Annotated in this window: 23 protein-coding genes; 12 read left to right on the top strand and 11 right to left on the bottom strand. The window is 64.9% G+C overall.

Annotated features, from left to right (window positions below; translation table 11 throughout):
- Positions 1–19: 19 nt before the first annotated feature.
- Positions 20–1,168 (top strand): cysteine desulfurase family protein, encoded by a 1,149-nt coding sequence (locus tag KBY72_RS05550; protein ID WP_254993206.1) that lies wholly within the window; start codon positions 20–22, stop codon positions 1,166–1,168.
- A 77-nt stretch (positions 1,169–1,245) separates the two neighbouring features.
- Here KBY72_RS05550 and KBY72_RS05545 read toward each other — a convergent pair whose 3' ends face one another.
- A complete protein-coding gene (locus tag KBY72_RS05545) occupies positions 1,246–4,155 on the bottom strand; it encodes a Calx-beta domain-containing protein (protein WP_254993202.1) in 2,910 nt (969 codons plus the stop codon).
- A 138-nt stretch (positions 4,156–4,293) separates the two neighbouring features.
- On the opposite strand from KBY72_RS05545, the gene KBY72_RS05540 reads away from it, so the two are divergent.
- Positions 4,294–5,061 carry a hypothetical protein gene (locus KBY72_RS05540; protein ID WP_254962069.1) on the top strand — a complete coding sequence of 256 codons (768 nt, stop codon included), beginning with the start codon at positions 4,294–4,296 and terminating at the stop codon, positions 5,059–5,061.
- Positions 5,062–5,078: 17 nt separating this feature from the next.
- Here KBY72_RS05540 and rsmH read toward each other — a convergent pair whose 3' ends face one another.
- Together rsmH and KBY72_RS05530 are read right to left on the bottom strand one after the other, a co-directional pair.
- Positions 5,079–5,969, bottom strand: a complete 891-nt coding sequence (gene rsmH / locus KBY72_RS05535; protein ID WP_254962068.1) for a 16S rRNA (cytosine(1402)-N(4))-methyltransferase RsmH — start codon at positions 5,967–5,969, stop codon at positions 5,079–5,081.
- 6 nt (positions 5,970–5,975) lie between these two features.
- Positions 5,976–6,578, bottom strand: a complete 603-nt coding sequence (locus KBY72_RS05530; protein WP_254962067.1) for a hypothetical protein — start codon at positions 6,576–6,578, stop codon at positions 5,976–5,978.
- A gap of 138 nt (positions 6,579–6,716) precedes the next feature.
- Between KBY72_RS05530 and KBY72_RS05525 the strand changes: the two genes are divergently transcribed.
- Positions 6,717–7,901 (top strand): NAD(P)H-quinone oxidoreductase subunit H, encoded by a 1,185-nt coding sequence (locus KBY72_RS05525; protein WP_254962066.1) that lies wholly within the window; start codon positions 6,717–6,719, stop codon positions 7,899–7,901.
- The gene (locus KBY72_RS05520) at positions 7,891–8,346 is read left to right on the top strand and encodes an acyl-CoA thioesterase (protein WP_254993200.1); all 456 of its coding nucleotides are present in this window, start codon (positions 7,891–7,893) and stop codon (positions 8,344–8,346) included. The genes KBY72_RS05525 and KBY72_RS05520 overlap by 11 nt, the downstream gene beginning before the upstream one ends.
- Here KBY72_RS05520 and KBY72_RS05515 read toward each other — a convergent pair.
- Genes KBY72_RS05515 through menA form a run of 5 tightly spaced genes read right to left on the bottom strand, consistent with a single transcriptional unit; the run spans position 8,343 to position 11,927 of the window.
- A complete protein-coding gene (locus KBY72_RS05515; RefSeq protein WP_254993199.1) occupies positions 8,343–8,486 on the bottom strand; it encodes a hypothetical protein in 144 nt (47 codons plus the stop codon). The two genes, KBY72_RS05520 and KBY72_RS05515, sit on opposite strands and share 4 nt — an antisense overlap.
- A gap of 22 nt (positions 8,487–8,508) precedes the next feature.
- Positions 8,509–8,775 (bottom strand): TM2 domain-containing protein, encoded by a 267-nt coding sequence (locus KBY72_RS05510; RefSeq protein WP_254962063.1) that lies wholly within the window; start codon positions 8,773–8,775, stop codon positions 8,509–8,511.
- Positions 8,759–9,997, bottom strand: coding sequence for an AMP-binding protein (locus KBY72_RS05505; RefSeq protein WP_254962062.1), 1,239 nt, complete (start codon positions 9,995–9,997; stop codon positions 8,759–8,761). Before KBY72_RS05505 ends, KBY72_RS05510 begins: the two co-directional genes overlap by 17 nt.
- Positions 9,994–10,983, bottom strand: coding sequence for an o-succinylbenzoate synthase (gene menC / locus KBY72_RS05500; protein WP_254962061.1), 990 nt, complete (start codon positions 10,981–10,983; stop codon positions 9,994–9,996). The genes KBY72_RS05505 and menC overlap by 4 nt, the downstream gene beginning before the upstream one ends.
- Positions 10,980–11,927, bottom strand: coding sequence for a 2-carboxy-1,4-naphthoquinone phytyltransferase (gene menA, locus KBY72_RS05495; RefSeq protein WP_106632700.1), 948 nt, complete (start codon positions 11,925–11,927; stop codon positions 10,980–10,982). The genes menC and menA overlap by 4 nt, the downstream gene beginning before the upstream one ends.
- 71 nt (positions 11,928–11,998) lie before the next feature.
- Between menA and KBY72_RS05490 the strand changes: the two genes are divergently transcribed.
- Positions 11,999–13,459 carry an isochorismate synthase gene (locus KBY72_RS05490; protein WP_261359661.1) on the top strand — a complete coding sequence of 487 codons (1,461 nt, stop codon included), beginning with the start codon at positions 11,999–12,001 and terminating at the stop codon, positions 13,457–13,459.
- Here KBY72_RS05490 and gshB read toward each other — a convergent pair.
- Both gshB and grxC read right to left on the bottom strand, forming a co-directional pair.
- Positions 13,429–14,391 (bottom strand): glutathione synthase, encoded by a 963-nt coding sequence (gene gshB, locus KBY72_RS05485; RefSeq protein ID WP_254993198.1) that lies wholly within the window; start codon positions 14,389–14,391, stop codon positions 13,429–13,431. The genes KBY72_RS05490 and gshB overlap by 31 nt on opposite strands.
- A gap of 3 nt (positions 14,392–14,394) precedes the next feature.
- The gene (grxC, locus tag KBY72_RS05480; protein WP_254942413.1) at positions 14,395–14,655 is read right to left on the bottom strand and encodes a glutaredoxin 3; all 261 of its coding nucleotides are present in this window, start codon (positions 14,653–14,655) and stop codon (positions 14,395–14,397) included.
- Positions 14,656–14,844: 189 nt separating this feature from the next.
- Between grxC and prfB the strand changes: the two genes are divergently transcribed.
- From prfB to KBY72_RS05450, 6 genes are all read left to right on the top strand, one after another.
- Positions 14,845–15,973, top strand: a protein-coding gene (prfB, locus tag KBY72_RS05475; RefSeq protein ID WP_254993197.1) for a peptide chain release factor 2 whose coding sequence is annotated in 2 segments (ribosomal slippage) — positions 14,845–14,919 and positions 14,921–15,973 — 1,128 coding nt in all. Because the reading frame shifts where the segments join, the coding sequence is not laid out codon by codon here.
- On the top strand, positions 15,966–16,136 hold the full coding sequence (locus KBY72_RS05470; protein ID WP_106632705.1) for a DUF3285 domain-containing protein: 171 nt from the start codon (positions 15,966–15,968) through the stop codon (positions 16,134–16,136). The genes prfB and KBY72_RS05470 overlap by 8 nt, the downstream gene beginning before the upstream one ends.
- Before the next feature lies 1 nt (position 16,137).
- The gene (ybeY, locus tag KBY72_RS05465) at positions 16,138–16,671 is read left to right on the top strand and encodes an rRNA maturation RNase YbeY (protein ID WP_254962055.1); all 534 of its coding nucleotides are present in this window, start codon (positions 16,138–16,140) and stop codon (positions 16,669–16,671) included.
- Entirely contained in the window at positions 16,668–17,105 is a 438-nt protein-coding gene (locus tag KBY72_RS05460) for a diacylglycerol kinase family protein (RefSeq protein ID WP_254993195.1), read from the top strand. Before ybeY ends, KBY72_RS05460 begins: the two co-directional genes overlap by 4 nt.
- A gap of 23 nt (positions 17,106–17,128) precedes the next feature.
- Positions 17,129–17,746 carry an anthranilate synthase component II gene (locus tag KBY72_RS05455; RefSeq protein WP_254962366.1) on the top strand — a complete coding sequence of 206 codons (618 nt, stop codon included), beginning with the start codon at positions 17,129–17,131 and terminating at the stop codon, positions 17,744–17,746.
- A gap of 24 nt (positions 17,747–17,770) precedes the next feature.
- On the top strand, positions 17,771–18,505 hold the full coding sequence (locus KBY72_RS05450) for an MBL fold metallo-hydrolase (protein ID WP_254962365.1): 735 nt from the start codon (positions 17,771–17,773) through the stop codon (positions 18,503–18,505).
- Here KBY72_RS05450 and KBY72_RS05445 read toward each other — a convergent pair.
- On the bottom strand, positions 18,502–19,593 hold the full coding sequence (locus KBY72_RS05445; protein WP_254962364.1) for a pyridoxal phosphate-dependent aminotransferase: 1,092 nt from the start codon (positions 19,591–19,593) through the stop codon (positions 18,502–18,504). The two genes, KBY72_RS05450 and KBY72_RS05445, sit on opposite strands and share 4 nt — an antisense overlap.
- A 39-nt stretch (positions 19,594–19,632) precedes the next feature.
- On the opposite strand from KBY72_RS05445, the gene KBY72_RS05440 reads away from it, so the two are divergent.
- Positions 19,633–20,457, top strand: a complete 825-nt coding sequence (locus KBY72_RS05440; RefSeq protein WP_254962363.1) for a glycosyltransferase family 32 protein — start codon at positions 19,633–19,635, stop codon at positions 20,455–20,457.
- Positions 20,458–20,575 lie beyond the last annotated feature (118 nt).

Genomic DNA, 20,575 nt, shown 5'->3' with positions numbered 1-20,575 from the left:
GGAAGCCTGCAAGCACCCCATGCTCGCCTACCTCGACCACCACGCCACCACTCCCTGCGATCCGGCGGTGGTGGCAGCGATGGCGCCCTGGTGGAGCGAGCACTGCGCCAATCCAGCCAACCGCCTTTATCGCCCGGCCCTGGAAGCTGCCGCCGCCGTGGAGCGGGCCCGGGGCCAGCTGGCCCGTGTGTTGGGCAGCAGCGCCGAAACCGTGATCTTCACCAGCGGCGCCACCGAAGCCAACAACCTGGCTCTCAAGGGGGTATGCGAAGCGGCCCTGGCAGCTGGCAACCCCCGGCGGCGACTGGTGAGCCTGGTGAGCGAACACCGGGCCGTGCTCGACCCTCTGGCCTATCTGGGCCGCCATGGGTTTCCGGTGAGCCTGGTGCCCATCCAGCCCGATGGCCTGGTGGATCTAGCCCAGCTTGAAGCCGCCCTCGGCGACGACGTCCTGCTGCTGAGCGTGATGGCCGCCAACAACGAAATCGGTGTGCTCCAACCCCTGGCCGCTATCGCGGCCCACTGCCGGCAGTGGGGAGTGCTGCTGCACGTGGACGCGGCCCAGGCAGCCGGCCACATCCCCCTTGCCATCAACAAGCTGGGCATCGACCTGCTCAGCCTCAGTGGCCACAAGTTTTATGGACCCAAGGGGGTAGGGGCCCTGCTGGTGCGCCCGGGGCTCAAGCTTGCTGCCCAGCTCCATGGTGGCGGCCAGCAGGACGGCCGCCGGGCCGGCACCCTGCCGGTGCCCCTAGTTGTGGGGCTAGGCGAGGCGCTGCTGCGAGCTGAGGCTGATCGGGAGGAGCGGGCCGGGCGGCTCGGAACCCTGCGAGACCAGCTCTGGGCAGGGCTGAAAGCCCTCGGCGGCGTCGAGCTCAACGGCGTAGAGCTCAACGGCTCCGGAGCGCCGCGGCTAGCCCACAACCTGAACGTGACGGTGCAAGGGGTGGATGGCACGCGCCTGCACCGGCTGCTACGCCAGCGGCTCGCCGTGAGCAGTGGCTCGGCCTGCAGCCAGGGATCCCCCTCCCACGTGCTGGCGGCCTTGGGCCGCAGCCGCGCAGAGGCCGCCGCTTCGATCCGCTTCGGGCTGGGGCGTGGCAGCAGCGATGCCGAGATCACGCTGGCCATCGAAACAGTTGCGGCCGCGGTGCGGGAGCTGCGCTGAGCTCGCAAACCGTCCAAGGGTGAGCCAGATGAAGCCCACCTCCCCCCAGAGGTGGCCCGCCCCTGAGCAGAAGTGATCTAAACGAGGCTGAAGTTGTTGGCCGTCAGCGCACCCACCGTGATCGGATTGCTGCTGTCGAGGATGCCGATTAGGGCGATCTCGCTGGCGATCACGGCATTATTTCCACCAGCATTGAAACTGTAGATGTAGGCATTGGCATTGTCATAAGCAACGATGTACCCGCTGCCACCGAGGCTGCTGGTGCTGAGGCTGGCGCTGCCGTTGGCGGCATTGAGCCCATCCAGCAGGGCGGAGCCGTTGGTGCTGTTGGCCAGATTGACATCGGCCTCGGTGTTGTTGAAGTTGAAGGAGAACACATCAGAGTTGGTGGTGTTCAGGGTCACTCGGACTCCCTGGTTGACCAAGGCCAGGAGTGGGGTCGTGCCGATGCGGCTGGTGAGGCTGTTGGAGAGTTGGATCGTCTCACCTCCCGATCCAGTGATGAAGTCGGTGATCGTGCTGCGGTTGGCTGAGTTACTGAGGCCACTCAGATCGAAGGTATCTCTGTCACCGAGGCCGGTGAGGGTGTCGATGCCGCCGCCGCCCTTCAGCACATTGGCGCCATTGTTCCCCGTGATCACGTTGGCGCCAGTGTTGCCCGTGCCGTTGATGGCCGCAGTGCCGTCGAGCCGCAGGTTCTCGATGCCCGTAGGCAAAACCGTCGAAGACGTCGCCACCAGGGTGTCGGTGAGTGTGGTGATAACGCTGCTGGGGCTGCCCAAGGTGGCATTGGTGGGCGCCGAGAGACTGAGGCTGAAGGTTTCGTCGGACTCGTTGAGGGAGTCGTTGAGCAGATTGATGGTGATGGTTTTGCTGGTTTCGCCGGCGGCGAAGCTGAGGCTGCCGCTGCTGGCTGTGTAGTCCGAGCCCGCAGTGGCAGTGCCATTGGCTGTGGCGTAGGCCACCGACGCGGCCAACGGGCTGGCCGCACTCATGCTCACCGTGTAGGTCACGCTGGTGGTCTGCCCCTCCACCACTGTCTGGGGTGCGCTGATGCTGAGTATTGGCAGGTCGTTGTCAAGGTTGGTGAGGCTGACGCTGCTGCTGAGCCCTTGGTAGGCGGAATCGCTGGAGGAGCTAGTAAGGCTCATCTCATAGGTCTGGGAGCCATCGATCACGACGTCATCGTCGACTCCCATCACCGTCACTATCTGGGCGATGTTCCAGTTGGCGTTGGTGAAGGTGAGAGTGGATGGATTGGGGGTGCCCTCGTTGCTGTTGCTGCTGGCGATGGCGATGCTGACATCGGCCGTGGGGGCGGTTGCGAGTACGACGCTGAAGCTCGCCGTGCCGGCCGACTCCGTGGTGGTGAGCCCGGTTGTGGGGGTGACGATCAGCCCCGGCGGCGGCTCGATCAACGTGCCGCTGATCAGGTATTGACCCAAACTGGCGTAGTCGGTGAAGCCACTGGGCGGATTGGCGAGAGGGTTAACGAAGCCCACCCCTTCGACGCTGAGGTAATAGTCGCCGGCGGCAAGGAACAGGCTGAAACTTGCATCGAGTCGGTCGAGGAGGTTGCTGCTGCCGATCTCAAAGCCAGTGGCGTCAAACAGTTTGGCGGAGATGTCGAGGTTGGGCCCCAGGCCATCGAGGTACTGGGTGCTGAAGGTCCCATCGCCATTGGCGCTGAACACCTGGCAGGCATTGCGGATGCTCAGGGAGATATCGCCGCTGCCGGTGCTGAAGCGAAACCAGTCGATATCCGTGCTGCGCTCGATGATTCCGAAGCTGCTGGGGGCTATGCCACTAAGGATGTACGCGGTACTGGCGCTGTTGCCGTAGTCATCGACCCGGTAGGTGAAACCGTTGCCATTGACATAGAGGTTGCTGACGCTGCCGGTGATGATGCCGAGATCGTCCTCCTTATTGTTGGCACCTATGTAGTCACCCTTACTCCAGGTGGTGACGTTCTCGTCGTTATTGATGAAGGGGGCTCCCATGATCGAGCCCCAACTAGTAGCGCCGGTGAGGTTGTCACCTTCGTAATAACTGGAATTGCTGCCGTAGCTGCCGCCGTCATGGTTGAGGCCAAGGCTGTGGCCCACCTCATGGCTCACGGTTTCCGCCGCCGCGTAGATCGAGGCGGCATCGGTACCGTTGTAACCGTTGAACACGAAACAGACTTCATCGGTGGCCCAGTTGAAGCTGCCCAGGTAGGCGGTACCACCATCGCCGGCATTGAAGATCGTTGCTTGGGTGACGAGGTTTGTGTTTGTGGTCATGGCCACCCGGATTCCCCAGCGGGTGTCACCGGTGCCGGATTTCTTCAGGTCTTCGCTGTTTGGTTCCTCAGTGGTGACGTCGATATTGAAGGGCGAGAAGTCTTCGGCAACCCGGCGCCAGATGTCCTGAATCGCCTGCTGGGTTACATCGGTGAAGCCTCCCTGGTAGAAGCCCCCTACCTGCAGTGCCCGGCCGTTCTCCCATTGGGAACTGGCTAGCGAGTAGCCATCGAAATCGAGGTAGATCCGGTGGTTGGCCGAGGGGTTGCTGTGCAGCTTAAAAGTGAGATCAAGGCCCAAAGCCGCCGCGGCCACGCCTACACCGGAGGCAACGTTGGTGCTGGTGACGAACAGCTGGGAGCAAGCCGGGCAGCGGCAAACGGTCGGCTCCGCTGCCGCGAGGCCAGCGCCGAGAAGCTCATGCACCAGGCTGGAGGCTCCATCAAAACGACGTAGCTCACTGCGAAGCTCCAGAGAGGACTCCGCTGCTGGGGAAAGGGTAAGCGGTGCAGAGGCCAAGGAGGATTGCCGATCTATCGCAGCCAGCTGCAGGCCGGTGAAAGCCCCGTTGGGGGCACTGGACGCCGCGGTCGTGCCGCGTCTGGCGCTTAGCTCGAGGGTCGATCCCGGTCGACGTTGGCGGCCCGATAGTTGCCCTAGTAGCTCTTCAAGGAAAGAAAGATGTGCCGATTGGGCCCTATCCATCGAGATCCTGAGAAGAATTTGAATTGCTTATCAGCTTATTGATTACCCAGCGCAGCAGAACCAGTTCCATCAAATCCCCACAACTGGGATGCGCCCTGCTGTCTTCATAGCTACCGTCCGGCCCATATGCCCTTGATCATGGCCCTCACCCCTTCCAGCGACAGCCAACTGCACGTGCTCCAGGCCGTAGAAGACGGCTGGGCTGCTTTTTGCCGCGCCCCCTGGGCTTTTTTGCTGTTTGAGGCCCTCTCCGCCCTGATCCTGCTGCCCTTCGCCGCCCTGGCCGCCGTAGGCGGGGCTCGCCTAGCCAGCGTGAATGAAGTGATGGCTGTGCACCCCACCGGAGCCTGGGCCGCCCTGATCGTAGGAATCATCGGCTACGTGATCGTGGCGCTATGGACCGTGGTCGGCCTGACCCGCGGCGCCTGGCTGAGCCTGGAGGGCCGCAAGCCCTGCTTCGCCGACTTCACCCGTTGGGACCGTCCCGCCAGCGCCCGCCTGCTTGGTTCCGGCATCCTGCTGGCAATCCTCATAGCCGTGGCCGGTGCCATCGCCACCCTGATCGGGGCAGGCCTGGGCAAGCTCAACGAGGCCCTCAGCGTGATCCCCATGATCGTGGTGGCAATCTTCTACATCTGGCTGCTGGTCACCCAGAAGTTCCTGATTCAGGTGTCGCTACTGGGCACCGCAAATCCCACCAAAACCATTGGTTCTGGCATGAATGTGGTGAATCCCAGCTGGTGGATGGTGCTGTGGCTCGGAATCATCGAGGGCGTGGTCCACACCATCGGCGGCCTGTTCAGCTACGGCGGCCTGCTGGTGGTGGTGCCCCTGGTGCTGTGCATCTCCACCGCCGCCTTCCGCCAGCTGTTTGGCGCCGAAGACCGCACCGGCCTGATCGGGTGATACAGCCTTAGCTGCGCCTACGCCCCCTCCCCGAGACGGCGGGCGATGCGCAGCCGGGCGCTACGGCTGCGCGGATTGGCTTCGGCCTCCTCGGGGCTGGCCTTAATCGCCTTGCGCGTTACCCGCTCCAGCCGATCGTCGGCCAAAAAGGCCGTTTTCACTCGCCGATCTTCAAGGGAGTGGAAGCTGATCACAGCCAGCAGCCCGCCTGGCTCCAGCCAGTTGGGGGCGTTGTGCAACAGCTTGTCCAACACCCCCAACTCATCGTTTACGGCAATGCGCAGGGCCTGAAAGGTGCGTGTGGCTGGATGGATGCGGCCGCGGCGCGCCGCGGGTGGGTAGCACCCGGCCACCAGGTAGGCCAGCTCGGCGGTATGGCGCTGGGCCCAGGGCCCCTGCTCCTTGAGCTTGCGGGCGATACGGCGCGACAGCCGCTCCTCGCCGTAGGCGTAGATCAGGTCTGCCAGCTCACTCTCGCCGGCACTATCAAGCAGCTCCCCAGCCGTTTGGCCGCGCTCCGGGTTCATGCGCATGTCGAGCGGCCCCTCGAGCCGGAAGCTGAAGCCCCGGGCCGCCACATCCAGCTGGGGACTGCTCACCCCCAGATCGGCCAGCACCGCTACGGCCGGCTCAGCAGGCACGAAATCGGCGAAGTTGGCGGCCACGATTGTGACCCGATCGCCAAATGGGGCGAGGCGCTCGGCGGCGGCGGCACGGGCGCTTGGGTCCTGGTCCAGCCCCACAAGTCGCAAGCCGGGATTGGCCTGCAGCAGCAGCGCGCTATGGCCGCCGCCGCCGAGGGTGCAGTCGATCAGCAGGCCTGCTGGCAGGCAAGCAAAGCCCGCCAGCACCGCCTCGGCCAGCACGGGCACATGTTCAAACAAGCCGCTGCCGGCGGGATCTGCCATGGCCACTCAGCGGCGGCGGCGGTGGGGAGAAGCCCAGCGGGCTAGCCGCTGGCCCAAGCCATGGCGAAAGCGACCCCACCAGCTGGGCGCTGGGCGAAAGCGGCGGCAGAGATCGGGCAGCTCCCGCTCCAGTTCCGGGTGACCAAGCACCTGGAGCAGGGTCTGCAACAGACCGAGTTCCGCCGCCTTTCCCTGGCCATCCGCCGCCGCAAACAGGCAGTAGCAGCGGGCAATGGCTAGCCGCTGGAGGGGATCTGCGATGGCGGCAAGGCTGGCGCTGATCCGCTTGGGATCGGGTGGGCCATGCAAATCCGCGCTCTGGCGCTGGACATCGCTGAGGCGCAGGCTCTTCATGCAGAAGTAAAAAAGCTCCCATTCCTCCTGGTCAAAATCGCCATCAGCCAGGCTGAGGGCCCGGGCGCCCTGCAGGATCGCCAACCCCACCTGACTGCTCTCCACCGCGGTGGGAAGCACTGCCGTGAGGCTGTCGATAAGCAGCTGGCGCTGGCGGGCCGCCCGGAGCTGGTGTGGAGCCAGCAGCCAGCGCGAGAGGGTTGCGGCTGCCGGTGCCGTGATCCTTCGCAAAGGCGCTGGCTGGTGCTGACCCATGGTTTGCGCGGATTCAACACGGCCCCAGCAAGCTTAGGAGCCCTATCCGGGGGCGCTGGTGCGATCTTCTTCGTCAGAGATCGTTTAGCGGGCGCTTCCTTCCTAAGATCACCGCAAAGCGCTTAACCCCTCGGCCCCATGACGCAGCTGGAGACGCGCACGGAACCGATGGTGGTCAACTTCGGCCCCCACCACCCCTCGATGCACGGGGTGTTGCGGCTGGTGGTGACCCTCGATGGCGAGGACGTGGTGGATTGCGAGCCGGTGATCGGCTACCTCCACCGCGGCATGGAGAAAATTGCCGAGAACCGCACGAACGTGATGTTCGTGCCCTACGTGAGCCGCATGGACTATGCGGCTGGCATGTTTTATGAGGCGATTGTGGTGAACGCGCCGGAGCGGCTGGCCAATGTGCCCGTGCCCAAGCGCGCCAGCTACATCCGGGTGCTGATGCTGGAGCTAAACCGCATCGCTAACCACCTGCTGTGGCTTGGCCCGTTCCTGGCTGACGTGGGCGCCCAGACCCCGTTCTTCTACATCTTCCGCGAGCGGGAGATGATCTACGACCTGTGGGAAGCGGCCACCGGCCAGCGGCTGATCAACAACAACTATTTCCGCATTGGCGGGGTGGCGGCTGATCTGCCCTACGGCTGGCTGGAAAAGTGCCTCGACTTCTGCGACTGGTTTGGTCCCAAGATCGATGAATACGAAAAGCTAATTACCAACAACCCGATCTTCCGTAAGCGAATTGAGGGTCTAGGTGTGATCAGCCGCGAGATGGCGATCAATTGGAGCCTGTCGGGCCCGATGCTGCGCGCCTCAGGGGTGCCCTGGGACCTGCGCAAGGTCGACCACTACGAGTGCTACGACGACTTCGACTGGGACGTGGTCTGCGAACAGGAGGGTGACTGCTATGCCCGCTATCGGGTGCGCGTCAAGGAAATGCGCGAATCCCTCAAGATCCTGCGCCAGGCCTGCGCCATGATTCCCGGTGGAGCCACCGAGCACCTGGAAGCCCGCCGCATGGCGGAGGGCAAGGGCAGCGAATATTCCGGCTTTGATTATCAATATGTGGCCAAGAAAGTGGCCCCAACCTTCAAGATTCCCGAAGGTGAGCTCTACACCCGCCTGGAATCGGGCAAGGGCGAAATCGGGGTGTATCTGCAGGGCAACAACGACGTCACCCCCTGGCGCTTCAAGATCCGCGCCGCCGACTTCAACAACCTGCAAATCCTGCCCCACATCCTCAAAGGGGCCAAGGTGGCCGACATCATGGCCATCCTCGGCTCGATCGACGTGATCATGGGATCGGTTGATCGCTGATTCCAGCAGCTGGCTGCTGCTATGCCGCACCGTGCGCTTCGGGGACACCGATGCCGCCGGGGTGATGCATTTCCACCAGCTACTGCGCTGGTGCCACGAGGCTTACGAAGAAAGCCTGGAGCTCTATGGCCTGCCTGCAGCTGAAATCTTTCCCACCCCGGGGCACATACCCGCCATTGCCCTGCCGCTAGTGCATTGCAGCGCAGACTTCCTTTCTCCCCTTGTCTGCGGCGACCCCCTAGCAATCCAGCTGGAACCCCGGCGCCTGGATTCCGGCAGCTTTGAGGTGCACTACAACTTCCGCAGCGGCGAGAGGGCCGCAGCCAGGGGGCTCACCAGGCACCTGGCGATCGAGACGGCCAGCCGCCGGCGCTGCCCCTTGCCAGCTGGGCTGCAGCGCTGGCTGGAAGCATCGAGCCTGGGCCAAGGCATCCAGCCCCTTTAGTGCCGGCTGAAGACATAAAGCAGCGCCGCCAACTGCAGGGGCAGCAGGGCCGCCATCAGCGCCAGCGGATGCAAGCCGTCGTGGGGAATAGCTGCAGCCAGGCCAAAACTGAGGGCACCAGCTCCAGACAAAAGCAACAAAACCGGTGCCCGGGCTAAGAGCTCAGAACCAATCTTTTTGGCCATCTAGGTATTCGGTTTCAAATTCTGCATTGGATTTCGTCAAGTAAATGACGCCCTCAATAATGCCAATGACCTGAAAAACAAAATAGCCCACCCCGCAGGTCAGAAGCGATACCACCAACATGATTACCGCCGGCTTGGTGTAGCCAAGAATGAATTTGTGCACCCCAAAGGCGCCCAGAAAGATTCCGGTGAGACCCGCCGCCAGCTTCTTATTGCTGATTTCGGTCTCAGACAGGCTCGACATCGACTGACGCGGGAGAAACGACCTCAACAGCTTTTAGCTGATCAACCCAGGCCCGCCAATGATTTCGTTGCCATTTGCCCAGCTCCGCTGGCGCCAACTCGGGGCAGAGCAGCCACCGACCTGGCCGCTCTGCCGGTGGCCAGGAATCACAAAGCTGCTGCAACGCCAACTGCAGCTCCTCCCAGCCTTGCTGGGGCGAGTCGGGCCGCACCAGGGCCACCAGTCGCTGGCCCCAGTCGGGATCATCGGTTGGCAGCAGCAAAAGCGCCTGCAGTGGCAAGCCAGCGGCCTGGGCCAGCTGCGCCAGCCGCTGCTCCAGCACATCTGGAAACACGGTTTCACCGCCGCTGTGAATGGCTCCATCGAGGCGTCCCAGCAGCTCCAGCCCCGCTGGGCCCAGCCGGCCGGCATCGCCACTGCGCCACCAGCCATCGGCAGTGCGCGGCAGGGGCTGGAGCCGGCCAGCCTCCAGCCAGCCCGGACTGAGCCGCTCACAGCGCACCTCAACGGCCTGTTCCGCCCCTAGCCGCAGCTCCACGTCCCCCAAGGGGGCGCCGCAGCCCGAAGCGCCCGCCAGGAAAGCTTCGGGCGCCAGGGCACACACCATCGCGGCCGTTTCCGTGGCCCCGTAGCAAGGGGCCAGCCGCAACCCGGCCAGCCTGGCCCGCTCCGCCAGCGCCGGCGGCAACGGCGCCCCACCAACCCAGATCAGGGCCAAACGCTGCAACCAGGCCACGCCTTCGGCAGCAGCCAGCAGCCGCTGCAGCTGGGTGGGCACCAGGGAAAGCAAGGCCGGACGGCCTGGATCCAGCGGGGCAGCCGCAGCCAACAGGGCCGGATCGCGCATCCAGGCCGGATCAAGACTCTGGTGGCCGGCGCCCCAGTGCTGGGCGCGCACCCAGGGCAGCAGCCCACTGACGTGATGCAATGGCAGGGAGTTGAGGTGCAGGCAGCTCGCCGGATCCAGCCCCAACCCCTCCAGCCAGCGACCAGTAGCCGACGCTGAAGCCTGCAGGTGGGCCAGGGGCTGGAGGCACCAGCGGCGACCGCCCGTGCTGCCGCCGCTGCCTAGCACCACCCCCGGCCCCCAACGCTCTTCCAAAAGGCCAAGGCCATCGGGCCCGATCGCCGCCGCCAAAGCCTGCTGGTCGCTGGCAGCCGGGCCCGCCAAGGCCGCCAGGCGGCCGGCATCCCAGAGCTTTTGCAACTGCTCGGGCGTCATTGCTGCTGATCTCGGCTGATTTGGGCGGCGGCAGCCCACACCGCTGCCGGATCGGCGCTGGCCAGGGCTCCGGGGGCTTGCCAACCCGGCGCCAAGCCCGGCGCCGCCGGCGTGGGGCCCTCGGACTGCAGGGCTGCCAGATGCTCTAGCCAGCGGCGGCCGATGCCGGTTTCAAAGGCTGTGCTGAGCATCAGCCGCGGCCTGCCCCGCTCCAGGGCCGCCAGCAGCACTCGAGGGTCCCCCTCCTGGCTGGGGCGGCGCACCTGCCAGCCCGGCCAACTGCAGCGCAGTCCCGGGTCGCACTGCAACGATTCATCCAGAGCCACGGGAACCTGGGCCGCTAAGGCCTCCAGGCCCGCCTGGTCGGCCGGGGCTAGGGGCTGCTCCAGCCACTGCAGCCGCGGCTCGCCCGCCAAACGCCCGGCCCAGACCGCCGCCGTGGCCCGGCTCCAGCCGCCATTGGCATCAAGGCGCAAGCGGGCGGTTGCTGGCAGGCGCTGCAGCAGCTGCTCCAGCAGCTCGCGCTCCAAAGCATCGGCGCAAACGGCCAGTTTCCACTTGAACACCGGAGCCGGCCCCAGCTCGGGCTCAAGCTGCTCCAAAACATCGATGGCGGCTGGTCCTGCCGGCAGCAGCCGGGCCGCAGGCGGCGGCGGCAGCCAGCGGCGCTGCGGCAAGCCGGCCAGCTCTGCCAGGGCAGCCCCGAGGGCAAAGGCAAGGGTTGGGGGAAACTGGCCCGCCTGCAGCAACCTCTCGAGTTCGGCTGTCCCATAGCTGGCATCCAAAGCAGCGAGGGCCGCCGCCAGTGGCTCCAGCTGGCCATCGAGGGGGGCGGCCTCGCCCCAGCCCAGATCGCCCTGGGGGCTCCGCAAGCGCAGCAGCCAGCCGCGCCGCTGCTGCACGGAGCCTGCAGCCGTAACCAGGGGCTGGGGCAGGGCGAAGCCGAAGGGCCGCCACTGCAACTGCAGCAGGCCCCCCTGGCTCATCCTGTGAAGCGCCCCAGGGCCAGGCCCAGGGCCAAACCCAAACCATTGAGCGCCTGAAAGCGCAGGGCCAGAAATTTGCTGCCGCTAATCCGCCCAGGCTCGCCATGGTGGCGCTGCAACAGGGCGATCAGCTGACGGGCGGGCGGCAGGCCGATCACGCCGAGCAGGGCCGTGAGCGGCCACTGGCCCAGCAGCACCGGCGCCCACTGCAGGGCCAGGCAGCCGGCCACAAACCAGGGCACCAACCCCGAGGCAGCCGCCGTACCCAGATGCACCACCGGCGAACGCTTGCCATGGGCAGCGTCCTCATCAACCTGGTGGAAATGGGAGCAGAACAGCACCAGGGTGGTAGCGAGGGCTGGGCCACTGCCAAGGGCCAGGGCGATGCGCCAGGGCACCCCGCTGGCCCCCGCTGGCGCCAGGGCCAGCAGGCCGGCGGCGGTGGCCAAGGGGCCGAAAGCAAGCCAGCAGAGGGGCTCACCCAGGCCCCGATAGCCCAGCCGAAACGGCGGCCCCTGATACAGGTAGCCCAGGCCGCAGCAGGCCAGCACCAAAGCCAGTACCGCCGGGCTGCTGCGCCAGGCCACCAGCGCCATCAGAGCCAGGCCCAGCAGCAGGCAGCCATTGGCCAGCCCGGCCACCCGATCGCGGCGGCCCGTGAGATTCACCACGGAATGGGGCTTGCCGTCGGCATCCACGCCGGTGTCGGCATCAAAAACATCGTTGGCCAGGTTTTCCCAGGCCAGCAGCAGCACCGCCGCCAACAGAAACAGCAGCAGCTGGTCAAACCGCACCGGCAGGGCCTGGCCTAGACGCCAGCCGGCGGCCAGCAGCACCGGCATCACCGCCACGGCGTACATCGGCCACTTGATCGCCGCCTGCCAGAGGCGGCGGCGATCGACGGAATTGGCGTAACGGCTTGCGACGACCTTGGGCTCAGTCATGGGGGCCGCAGGCGGCAGCCACTGCAGGGCCCATACATTTGAGCAGCTCTTCGTCGCGGCCCCGGCCCTTCCTGGTGCAGGCCCCTTCTTCCTTCACCGATTCAACGGGTGATTCATTCACCAGTTTGCTGGTCGCCGCCAACGAGCAGGCGCGCCAGCTGGAGGAGGAGGGCGTCCTCAGCCTGGCCCTACCCCTGGCCGGCGGAGACCCGATGCTGCTGCTGCCCCATCTGGAGCCCGAGGATGAAGCCCTGGCTCCAGGCGGCGACAGCTTCCGCTTCCTGTGGGACGGGGCACCGGGGCTCTGCATCGCCGCCGCCGGCCGCACCAACAGCCTCGAGCTCAGTGGTCCGCGCCGCTTTGAGCTGGCCCAGCGTTTTGCCAGCGCCTGCCTCAGCCGGCTAGCCACCCCGGAGAGCGGCCCGCCCCTGGCCCGGCCGCGGGTGCTGCTGGCCTTCGGTTTCTTTGAAGCGCCCCTGCAGCCGGGGCCCACAGCAATCCCAGGCGTACAGGCCGTGCTGCCGCGTTGGCAGCTGAGCCGCCAGGGCCAGCACTGCTGGCTGCGGCTGCAGCGCAGCCTCGGCGGTGGCGTGACGCCGCGCCAGCTAGCCGAAGAGCTGTGGGAGCAGGCCCGCCGGCTGGAGCGCCTGGTGCAACAACAAGATGGGCTGGAGCCAAGGGCTGTCAGTCGAATCGCCATCCGCCGCAGTTCGCCATGGCAGGAGAGCTACCGCTCCGCGGTTGAGCGGGGCCTGGAGTTGGTGGAGAGGGACGAGCTGGAAAAAGTGGTGCTGGCCGTGCGCCAGGAGCTGCAGCTTGAGGCCGCGCCCCATCCCCTGGCCCTGCTGGCCCCCCTACGGCGCCACCAGAGCGGCAGCTGCCGCTTTCTGTGGCAGCAAGCCCGCGGGACTGCCCTGATCGGCGCCTCCCCCGAACGGTTGCTCACGGTGCGCCAGGGGCAACTGCGCAGTGATGCCCTAGCGGGCACCGCCCCAGCTGGAGAGCAGGCCGCAGGGCTGCTGCACTCCTGCAAAGATCGCCATGAGCATGAGCTGGTGGTGGACACGATCACCGCCGTACTCGCCAGAGCGGGCCTCAACCCGCGGCGACCGCGCCATCCACGCCTGGCCCGCCACGGCCAACTGGTGCATCTGCACACCCCGATTACGGCAGCCCTGGGCCAGCACCAGCCCCTGAGCATCGCCGCCGCCCTCCATCCCACCCCGGCTGTGGCGGGCCTGCCGCGGCGCGAGGCGATGGCCTGGCTGCGCAGCTTGGAGCCCTTCGAGCGCGGCCACTACGCCGCCCCAATCGGCTGGATCGACAGCGCCGGTGACGCCGACCTGCGGGTGGCGATCCGCAGCGGCACCCTGCGGGGCGACCGGCTTGAGCTCACAGCCGGTGCCGGCCTAGTGCGGGGTTCAACGGTGGAGCGGGAGCTGCAGGAGGTGGCCCTGAAACTGGGAGTACTGCAGCAGCAGCTCAGCTGCGCCACCGACCATCAAGCAGCCAGCAGCCGCGCCATCGTCTGATCCGCCAGGGGAATCCCGGCCAGCCGCTCCACCTCGCGCACGCCGGTGGGGCTGGTCACATTGATCTCGCTGAGGCGGCCATCGATCACATCGATGCCCACAAAAAACAAACCTTCAGCCCGCAACGCTGGCGCCAACTCAGCGCAGATAGCCCTCTCCGCCGCCGTGAGCTCCGTTACCTCCGGAGCACCGCCCACGGCCAGGTTGCTGCGGAACTCGCCACCGGCGGGGATGCGATTCACCGCCCCCAGGGGCTCGCCATCCACCAGCAGGATGCGCTTATCACCAGCGCTCACCCCGGGCAGGAAGGCCTGCACCATCACCGGCAGCTGCTCCTGGCCAGTCACCAGCTCCAGCAGGGCTCGCAAACCCGGCGTTGCTGCAGAAGCAAATACCACCCCCTGGCCAGCCCGCCCCCCCAGGGGCTTAAGCACCACCTCGCCATGCTCGGCGGTGAAAGCGGCCAGCGCTGTCACCCGACTAGCCACCAGGGTGGGGGCCATCAGCTGGCTCCAGCGCAGGGCACTGAGTTTTTCGTTCCAGGCTCGCAGCGAAGCGGGCCGGTTGAGCACCCGCACGCCCTGACGCTCCCCCAACTCCAGCAGATGGGTGGCATAGAGATAGGCCTCATCCACCGGGGGGTCCTTGCGCATCCACACCCGCGGAAAGGCGGTGAGGGGCAGCAGCTGGGGATCGCCAAGTTCAAACCAGGGCTCGCAATTCACGGGGGTGGCCACCACCCAGGCGCCATGGCCTTGCGGGGGAGGGCCTTGCAGGGGGTCTCCTGGCACCTCGGCGGCAGAAAGATCGGCGATGGTGCAAACCCACACCTGCTCGCCGGCTCGCTGGGCTGCCTGCATCAGGGCAACGCTGGAATCTTTGGCTGGATTGAGCCGGGCGATCGGATCGATCACAAACAGTTGGGATGCCACCGCTCAGCTCGCCAGCAGAACGTCGAGCTGGCCGGAGCGCTCGAGGGCATGCAGATCGTCGCAACCACCCACGTGCTGGCCATTGATAAAGGTCTGGGGCACGCTGCGGCTCCCGCCGCTCTTAGCCGCCATCGCCGAGCGGGCCGACTCGTCGCCATCGATTGCAAATTCGGCGTAAGCCACTCCCTTGCGGTCGAGTAGGGCCTTGGCGCGCACACAGAAGGGACAGGCCCGCCAGGTGTAGATCTCAACGGTGGCGGCCATTTAGACGGCTCCGGTCAGGTTTTGTTGATCGTAGAAGCGGGCCAGGGCGCGCGGGCCCGGGAGCCTCGCACCTATATCGATTAGCTAAGCCAAGACTTAGCCAATCAACAAAACCGCTCCCCCAGCCCCGACCCCTAGCGGCGGAGCTGGCCGGCGCTGATACCGTCAAGCAACTATCCAGCTGCACCGGTGCTCGATCTCACCGACCTCAAGCGCGACCTCTCCGAGCTCACTGACCGCCTGGGCAACGCCCAGGACTGTCTTTGACGTACCGGCCCTGAAAGCCCGCCAACAGGACCTTGAGCAGCTGGCCTCCCAGGGCGACTTCTGGGACGACCAGAAGCAGGCCCAGGTCAAGATGCGCCAGCTCGACGAGGTGAAGGCTCAGCTTGAGCAATTGGCGAAATGGCAGGCCAGCGTCTCCGACGGGGAGGCCACCGTGGAGCTCTACAACCTCGAGCCCGATGAGGAGTTGCTGGCCGAATCCAACCAAGCCCTGCAGTCCCTCAAAGCCGATTTGGATCGCTGGGAGCTCGAGCGCCTGCTGAGCGGCCCCTACGACAAGGAGGGCGCCGTGATCAGCATCAACGCCGGTGCCGGCGGCACCGACGCCCAGGACTGGGCCCTGATGCTGATGCGGATGTACACCCGCTGGGCCGAAGACCACGGCATGAAGGTGAGTGTGGACGAGCTCAGCGAGGGGGAAGAAGCCGGCATTAAGAGCTGCACGATCGAGATCGAGGGCCGCTATGCCTACGGCTACCTGCGCAACGAGAAGGGCACCCACCGGCTGGTGCGCATCTCCCCCTTCAATGCCAACGACAAACGCCAGACGAGCTTCGCCGGCGTGGAGGTGATGCCCCAGATCGATGAGGACGTGAAGCTCGACATCCCCGACAAGGACCTGGAGATCACCACCTCGCGCTCCGGCGGCGCTGGCGGCCAGAACGTCAACAAGGTGGAAACTGCCGTGCGCATCCTGCACATCCCCACCGGCCTGTTTGTGCGCTGCACCCAGGAGCGCTCCCAGCTGCAAAACAAAGAGAAGGCGATGGCCCTGCTGATGGCCAAGTTGCTGGTGATTGCCCAGGAGCAGCGGGCCTCCGAAATCGCCGACATCCGCGGCGACATTGTGGAAGCGGCCTGGGGCAACCAGATCCGCAACTACGTGTTTCACCCATATCAGATGGTGAAAGATCTGCGCACCCAGCAGGAAACCACCGACGTGCAGGGCGTCATGGACGGAGATCTCGATCCCTTTATCCAAAGCCTGCTGCATGCGGGCGTCGAGCTAGCTGGAGGCGCCAGCGATGACTGATCCCCAGCCCAGCGAAAACCCCAGCTTCATCAAGCTGGCGATGCGCAACATGGTGCGCAAGGGCCGCCAAAGCTTGTTTCACTTCGGCCTCACCGCCCTCGGGCTCACGGGCTTCCTGGTGCTGATCGCCTGGCTCGGCCGCCCCCAACTACCCGGAGGCTGAGATGGCCACCTCGACCGATCTCGACCTGGCCTTTAGCGCTGATCCCGATCTGGCTGATCCCGATCTGGAGGTGGCCCCGCTGCTGTTAGATGCCGATCAGTGGCAGACACGATTGAGCGCCTGGCTACACCAGCTGGCCCCGGAACTCCCCGCCGCCCTGCAAGCGCCCGCCTACAGCCTGGGGCTGAGCCTGGTGACTGACGCCGAAATCGCCGAGCTCAATGCCGACTGGCGCCAGAAGGAAGGCCCCACCGACGTGCTGGCCTTCGCCGCCCAGGACGAAGCAACCGATGGCGCCCCGCCAATGCCGGCATCCGGGGAGGCGGAGCCCCTGGAGCTGGGCGACATCGTCATCTCCATAGAAACGGCAGCCCGCCAGGCACCGGAGCATGGCCACGACCTGGAGCAGGAACTGCTGTTTCTGGCTAGCCATGGCCTGCTGCATCTGCTGGGCTGGGACCACCCTGACGAAACCAGTCTCGCCGCCATGCTGGCGCGCCAGGAAAGGCTGGTTAAGGTGCCGGCGGAGCCATGATCAACCTGCGCCCCTTACCGACCCCAGAAACTCGTGGGCGCCGCCTCAGGGCCCGGGCCTGGACTGTGGCCAGTGACCTGCCGGCAAGTTTTCGTTATGCCGCCCAGGGCCTGGCCTATGGCTTTGCCAGCCAGCGCAACTTCCGCATCCATGTGATCACCGGGGCGGTGGTCTTTGGCCTGGGGCTGTGGCTGCAACTACCCACGGCCCAACTGGCCGTGCTGGTGCTCACCGTGGCGGCCGTGCTGGTGCTGGAGTTGCTCAACACCGCCACCGAAGCGGTGGTGGATCTGGCCATCGGCCGCCAGTTCCACCCCCTGGCCAAGATTGCCAAGGACTGCGCCGCGGCGGCGGTGCTGGTGGCGGCTCTGTCGTCACTGATGATCGCCCTGCTGCTGCTTGTGCCACCGCTGCTGAGCCGGCTGGGCCTTTGAATGGGGGCAGGCCAGGCGCGGCGATGCTTCTCGTTCTCGACAACTACGACAGCTTCACCTTCAACCTGGTGCAGTATCTGGGCGAGCTGGCCGCTGAGCACCCGATCGCGGCCAAGGTGAGGGTCGAACGCAACGACGCCCTGACCCTGGAGCAGATCCGTGCGCTGGCCCCGAACGCCATCTTGATTTCACCGGGCCCCGGCGACCCCGACCAGTCGGGGGTCTGCCTGGAGGTGCTACAGCAGCTCAGCCCCACCATCCCCACCCTGGGGGTGTGCCTGGGCCACCAGTCGATCGCCCAGGTGTACGGCGGCAAGGTGGTGCGGGCCAAGGAGCTGATGCACGGCAAGACCTCACCGGTGCTCCACAGCGGCCAAGGTGTGTTTGAGGGTCTGCCCAACCCGCTCACCGCCACCCGCTACCACAGCCTGATCGCCGAGCGCGAGACGCTGCCCGACTGCCTCGAAATCACCGCCTGGCTCGACGACGGCACGATCATGGGCCTGCGCCACCGCGATTTCCCCCACATTCAGGGGGTGCAGTTCCACCCCGAAAGCGTGCTCACCCAAGAGGGTCACGCCCTGCTGGCCAACTTCCTGAGCCAGGCCAGCCAGCCAGCCACAGCAAGTCAGTTGGGTTAGCTTCACTGCGATTGCCGCTTCTCCATGCGCCCGCTGCCCACCTTCGCTGCTCTCACCTTGAGTTCGCTCGGCCTGGGCGCCGCATTGCTGGCAACTGGCCCAGCCCTCGCAGGCAGCGGCGTCACGATCACCAGCTACGGCCACAGCGCCCTTTTGATCAGTGGTGGCGGGGCCAGCGTGCTGGTTAACCCCTTTAAAGCAGTGGCCTGTGCCGCCGGACTGGCCGAACCCCGGGTGAGTGCCACGGTGATCCTGGCCAGCAGCCGACTACTGGATGAGGGTGCCCCGGTGGCCAAGGGCAAGATGCTGGTGGATCCAGGCTCCTTCAAGGTGAGTGGCCTTTCAATCGAAGGCATCGCCGGCCCCCACGACCGTGTTGGTGGGCGCCGCTTCGGCCAATCCACCCTGTGGCGCTGGAAGCAGGGCGGCCTCGACATCGCCCACCTAGGTGGCACCGCGGCCCGGCTCAGCCCCGCCGACAAGGTGATGTTGGGTCGTCCCGACGTACTTATCATCGGCGTGGGTGGCGGCGCCAAGGTGTACACCGGTGCCGAAGCCGCCGAAGTGGTGCGCGAGCTCCAGCCCCGCCGCGTGATCCCGGTGCAATTTGTGAGCGGCAAAACCCCCAAGGACTGCGACCAAACCACGGTGCAACCTTTCCTTGATGCCATGGCCGGCACCCCGGTGAAGCGACCTGGCCGCACCCTCAGCCTGCCGGGCAAGCTCGGCGATGGCATGGTGATCGAGGTAATGCGCTAAGCGGCCTGCAGATAGGCAGCCCAGAAACGCTGCATCTGCTCGGTGGTGCCGATGCTCACCCGCAAGGAGCCGTCGATCAGAGGTTTGGCCGCCATCGAGCGCACCAGGATGCCCGCCTGCCGCAGGCGCTGCTCCACCTCGGCAGCTGGGCTCTCGGGCCAGATCAGCAGGTAGTTGCCACCTGCGGCGTGATGCCGCACCCCAGCCGCTTGCAACTGCTGCACCAGCCAGTCGCGGGCCCGCAGCACTTCGGCCACATAGCTATCCACATAGGCCTGGTCCGCCAAGGCCGCATGGGCGGCAGTCACGGCGAAGCTGTTGATGTCGTAGGGCCCCGTGACGCGCCCGATGCGATCAATCACCGGCGCCGCCCCAATGGCAAAACCGATGCGTAGACCAGCCAGGCCGGAGGTCTTCGCCAGGGAGCGCAGCACCAGCAGATTCGGCGTGGCAGCGAAATCGACGGATGGCAGCACGCTGTCGCCAGTGAAGGCCTCATAGAGCTCATCCACCACCACAAGGGTGCCAGGCGCCGAGGCCGCCAGCTCCAGGATCAACTCCGGTGCTAGCCGGGTGCCGGTGGGGTTGTTTGGATTGCAGATCAGCAGGATGCGTGGGCAGCTCTGTAGTGCCGCCCGCAGCTCCTCTAGGGGGAAGCCAAAATCAGGCAGCAGGTAGGGGATGGCCTCAATCGCCATGCCCTGCATCTGGGCGCAGGGGGTGTAGTAGCCGAAGGTGGGCGATGTGGTCAGCAGCGTGTCGCCCCGGTCGCCATAGGCATGAAAAATGGCATGAAGTGCCGCGTCTACGCCGTTGAAGAGGCCGATCTGCCCTGGGGTGAGCGGCTGGCCGAGGCCAGTTGCAGCGAGATTGGCAACCACCGCCTCCCGCAGGCCGTCGTACTCGGGATAGACGGCGTACTGATCGGCGGGGATGGCACGGATTGCCTCCACCACCTGCAGACTCGGCCCCACGGTGTTCTCGTTGAAGTCGAGCCGAAGCAGGCCCCGGCGGCCCTCAAGCGGAGCGCTGTAGGCCTGGAGGCCTTCAACCTCGGGGCGCGCCTGGGGAAGGCCTGGAATCAACATAGGACTACCCGTAGAATTATCACCATAAGCAATGGACTTTTGTCTCGGCAATCGAAACGCGATGACTTCGCAGCCTTCCTTGCAGGTCGCGTTGTCAAACTCGCGGCAAATGCAATGCGCCCCATTTTTTATTTACATTACTGGCTATTACCAAAACAACGCTTCCAACTCGCAAATATCAGGGCCAAATCAGTCGATTCAGCACAGACAATCGATAGCGATAGCAGGCTAAATGCTGGCCTAGTCCCTAAGATAATCTGGCAAACTAACTACACCAATAAAGTTAGCCTGCCCATTAAGACTGCTTGGTACTGGAATCGACTTCTCTCTAGAAGCTACCAATACTGCTTCCACTCTACCGAAGATCGCCTTGCCTTTGTAGAGCAAAACTTTCCTGGCAAGCCCGCAGAGCTTTACAAGCGGCTAACTATTGGGGCCGCCCAAGCCGACCTATGGCGCCTAATGGTGCTCTACAAGCACGGTGGCGTTTATATGGATATTGACTCTCACTTCGTCTGGCCACTGGATCGATTTATCGAAGCTGGGACTTCGGAAATATTCTTACGCTACAAAAATAAAGCCGCTACCAATTATTTTATTGCAAGCGCTCCCGCCAATCCAAATATCAAGGCATTGCTAGATGAGGTGCTTTGTCGAATCGAAACCTCACAAAGAAACAATGTCTACGAGATAACAGGCCCATCCGTCTTTCAAGATGTTCTTGCAAACAAGAGTCACGCTTGGCGCCTAGCTCAACATACCTGCTTGCAAGGAAACTTCTCAAACAAGTTTTTCCAATATCTTGATAAGCCACAAGGATGCTGGACGCAAGAGCAAAAACTTCGCCGCGTTGTTCACCATTAAGCCAATGCTTAGCAAAACGCACAAAATTGATAAGAAAAGCGAGTCAACCAATCTAACCATTGCAGTTCTTGCTCTCAATGAGGCAAGCATGATTACAAGCTGTCTTGAAGCTGCCAGC

Origin of the sequence: Cyanobium sp. BA5m-21, assembly GCF_024346235.1 — a bacterium.
In the GTDB taxonomy this organism is placed as follows: Bacteria; Cyanobacteriota; Cyanobacteriia; order PCC-6307; family Cyanobiaceae; genus Cyanobium_A; species Cyanobium_A usitatum.
Note: the sequence above shows the minus strand (reverse complement) of the source record. Positions and strands in the feature narration are given on the sequence as shown.

Bases quoted from the DNA above. Each gene is read 5' to 3' on its own strand.
- KBY72_RS05550 (WP_254993206.1), top strand. From the start codon at position 20: ATGCTCGCCTACCTCGACCACCACGCCACCACTCCCTGCGATCCGGCG.
- KBY72_RS05545 (WP_254993202.1), bottom strand. From the start codon at position 4,155: ATGGATAGGGCCCAATCGGCACATCTTTCTTTCCTTGAAGAGCTACTA.
- KBY72_RS05540 (WP_254962069.1), top strand. From the start codon at position 4,294: ATGGCCCTCACCCCTTCCAGCGACAGCCAACTGCACGTGCTCCAGGCC.
- rsmH (WP_254962068.1), bottom strand. From the start codon at position 5,969: ATGGCAGATCCCGCCGGCAGCGGCTTGTTTGAACATGTGCCCGTGCTG.
- KBY72_RS05530 (WP_254962067.1), bottom strand. From the start codon at position 6,578: ATGGGTCAGCACCAGCCAGCGCCTTTGCGAAGGATCACGGCACCGGCA.
- KBY72_RS05525 (WP_254962066.1), top strand. From the start codon at position 6,717: ATGACGCAGCTGGAGACGCGCACGGAACCGATGGTGGTCAACTTCGGC.
- KBY72_RS05510 (WP_254962063.1), bottom strand. From the start codon at position 8,775: ATGTCGAGCCTGTCTGAGACCGAAATCAGCAATAAGAAGCTGGCGGCG.
- KBY72_RS05505 (WP_254962062.1), bottom strand. From the start codon at position 9,997: ATGACGCCCGAGCAGTTGCAAAAGCTCTGGGATGCCGGCCGCCTGGCG.
- menC (WP_254962061.1), bottom strand. From the start codon at position 10,983: ATGAGCCAGGGGGGCCTGCTGCAGTTGCAGTGGCGGCCCTTCGGCTTC.
- menA (WP_106632700.1), bottom strand. From the start codon at position 11,927: ATGACTGAGCCCAAGGTCGTCGCAAGCCGTTACGCCAATTCCGTCGAT.
- grxC (WP_254942413.1), bottom strand. From the start codon at position 14,655: ATGGCCGCCACCGTTGAGATCTACACCTGGCGGGCCTGTCCCTTCTGT.
- KBY72_RS05470 (WP_106632705.1), top strand. From the start codon at position 15,966: ATGACTGATCCCCAGCCCAGCGAAAACCCCAGCTTCATCAAGCTGGCG.
- ybeY (WP_254962055.1), top strand. From the start codon at position 16,138: ATGGCCACCTCGACCGATCTCGACCTGGCCTTTAGCGCTGATCCCGAT.
- KBY72_RS05460 (WP_254993195.1), top strand. From the start codon at position 16,668: ATGATCAACCTGCGCCCCTTACCGACCCCAGAAACTCGTGGGCGCCGC.
- KBY72_RS05455 (WP_254962366.1), top strand. From the start codon at position 17,129: ATGCTTCTCGTTCTCGACAACTACGACAGCTTCACCTTCAACCTGGTG.
- KBY72_RS05450 (WP_254962365.1), top strand. From the start codon at position 17,771: ATGCGCCCGCTGCCCACCTTCGCTGCTCTCACCTTGAGTTCGCTCGGC.
- KBY72_RS05445 (WP_254962364.1), bottom strand. From the start codon at position 19,593: ATGTTGATTCCAGGCCTTCCCCAGGCGCGCCCCGAGGTTGAAGGCCTC.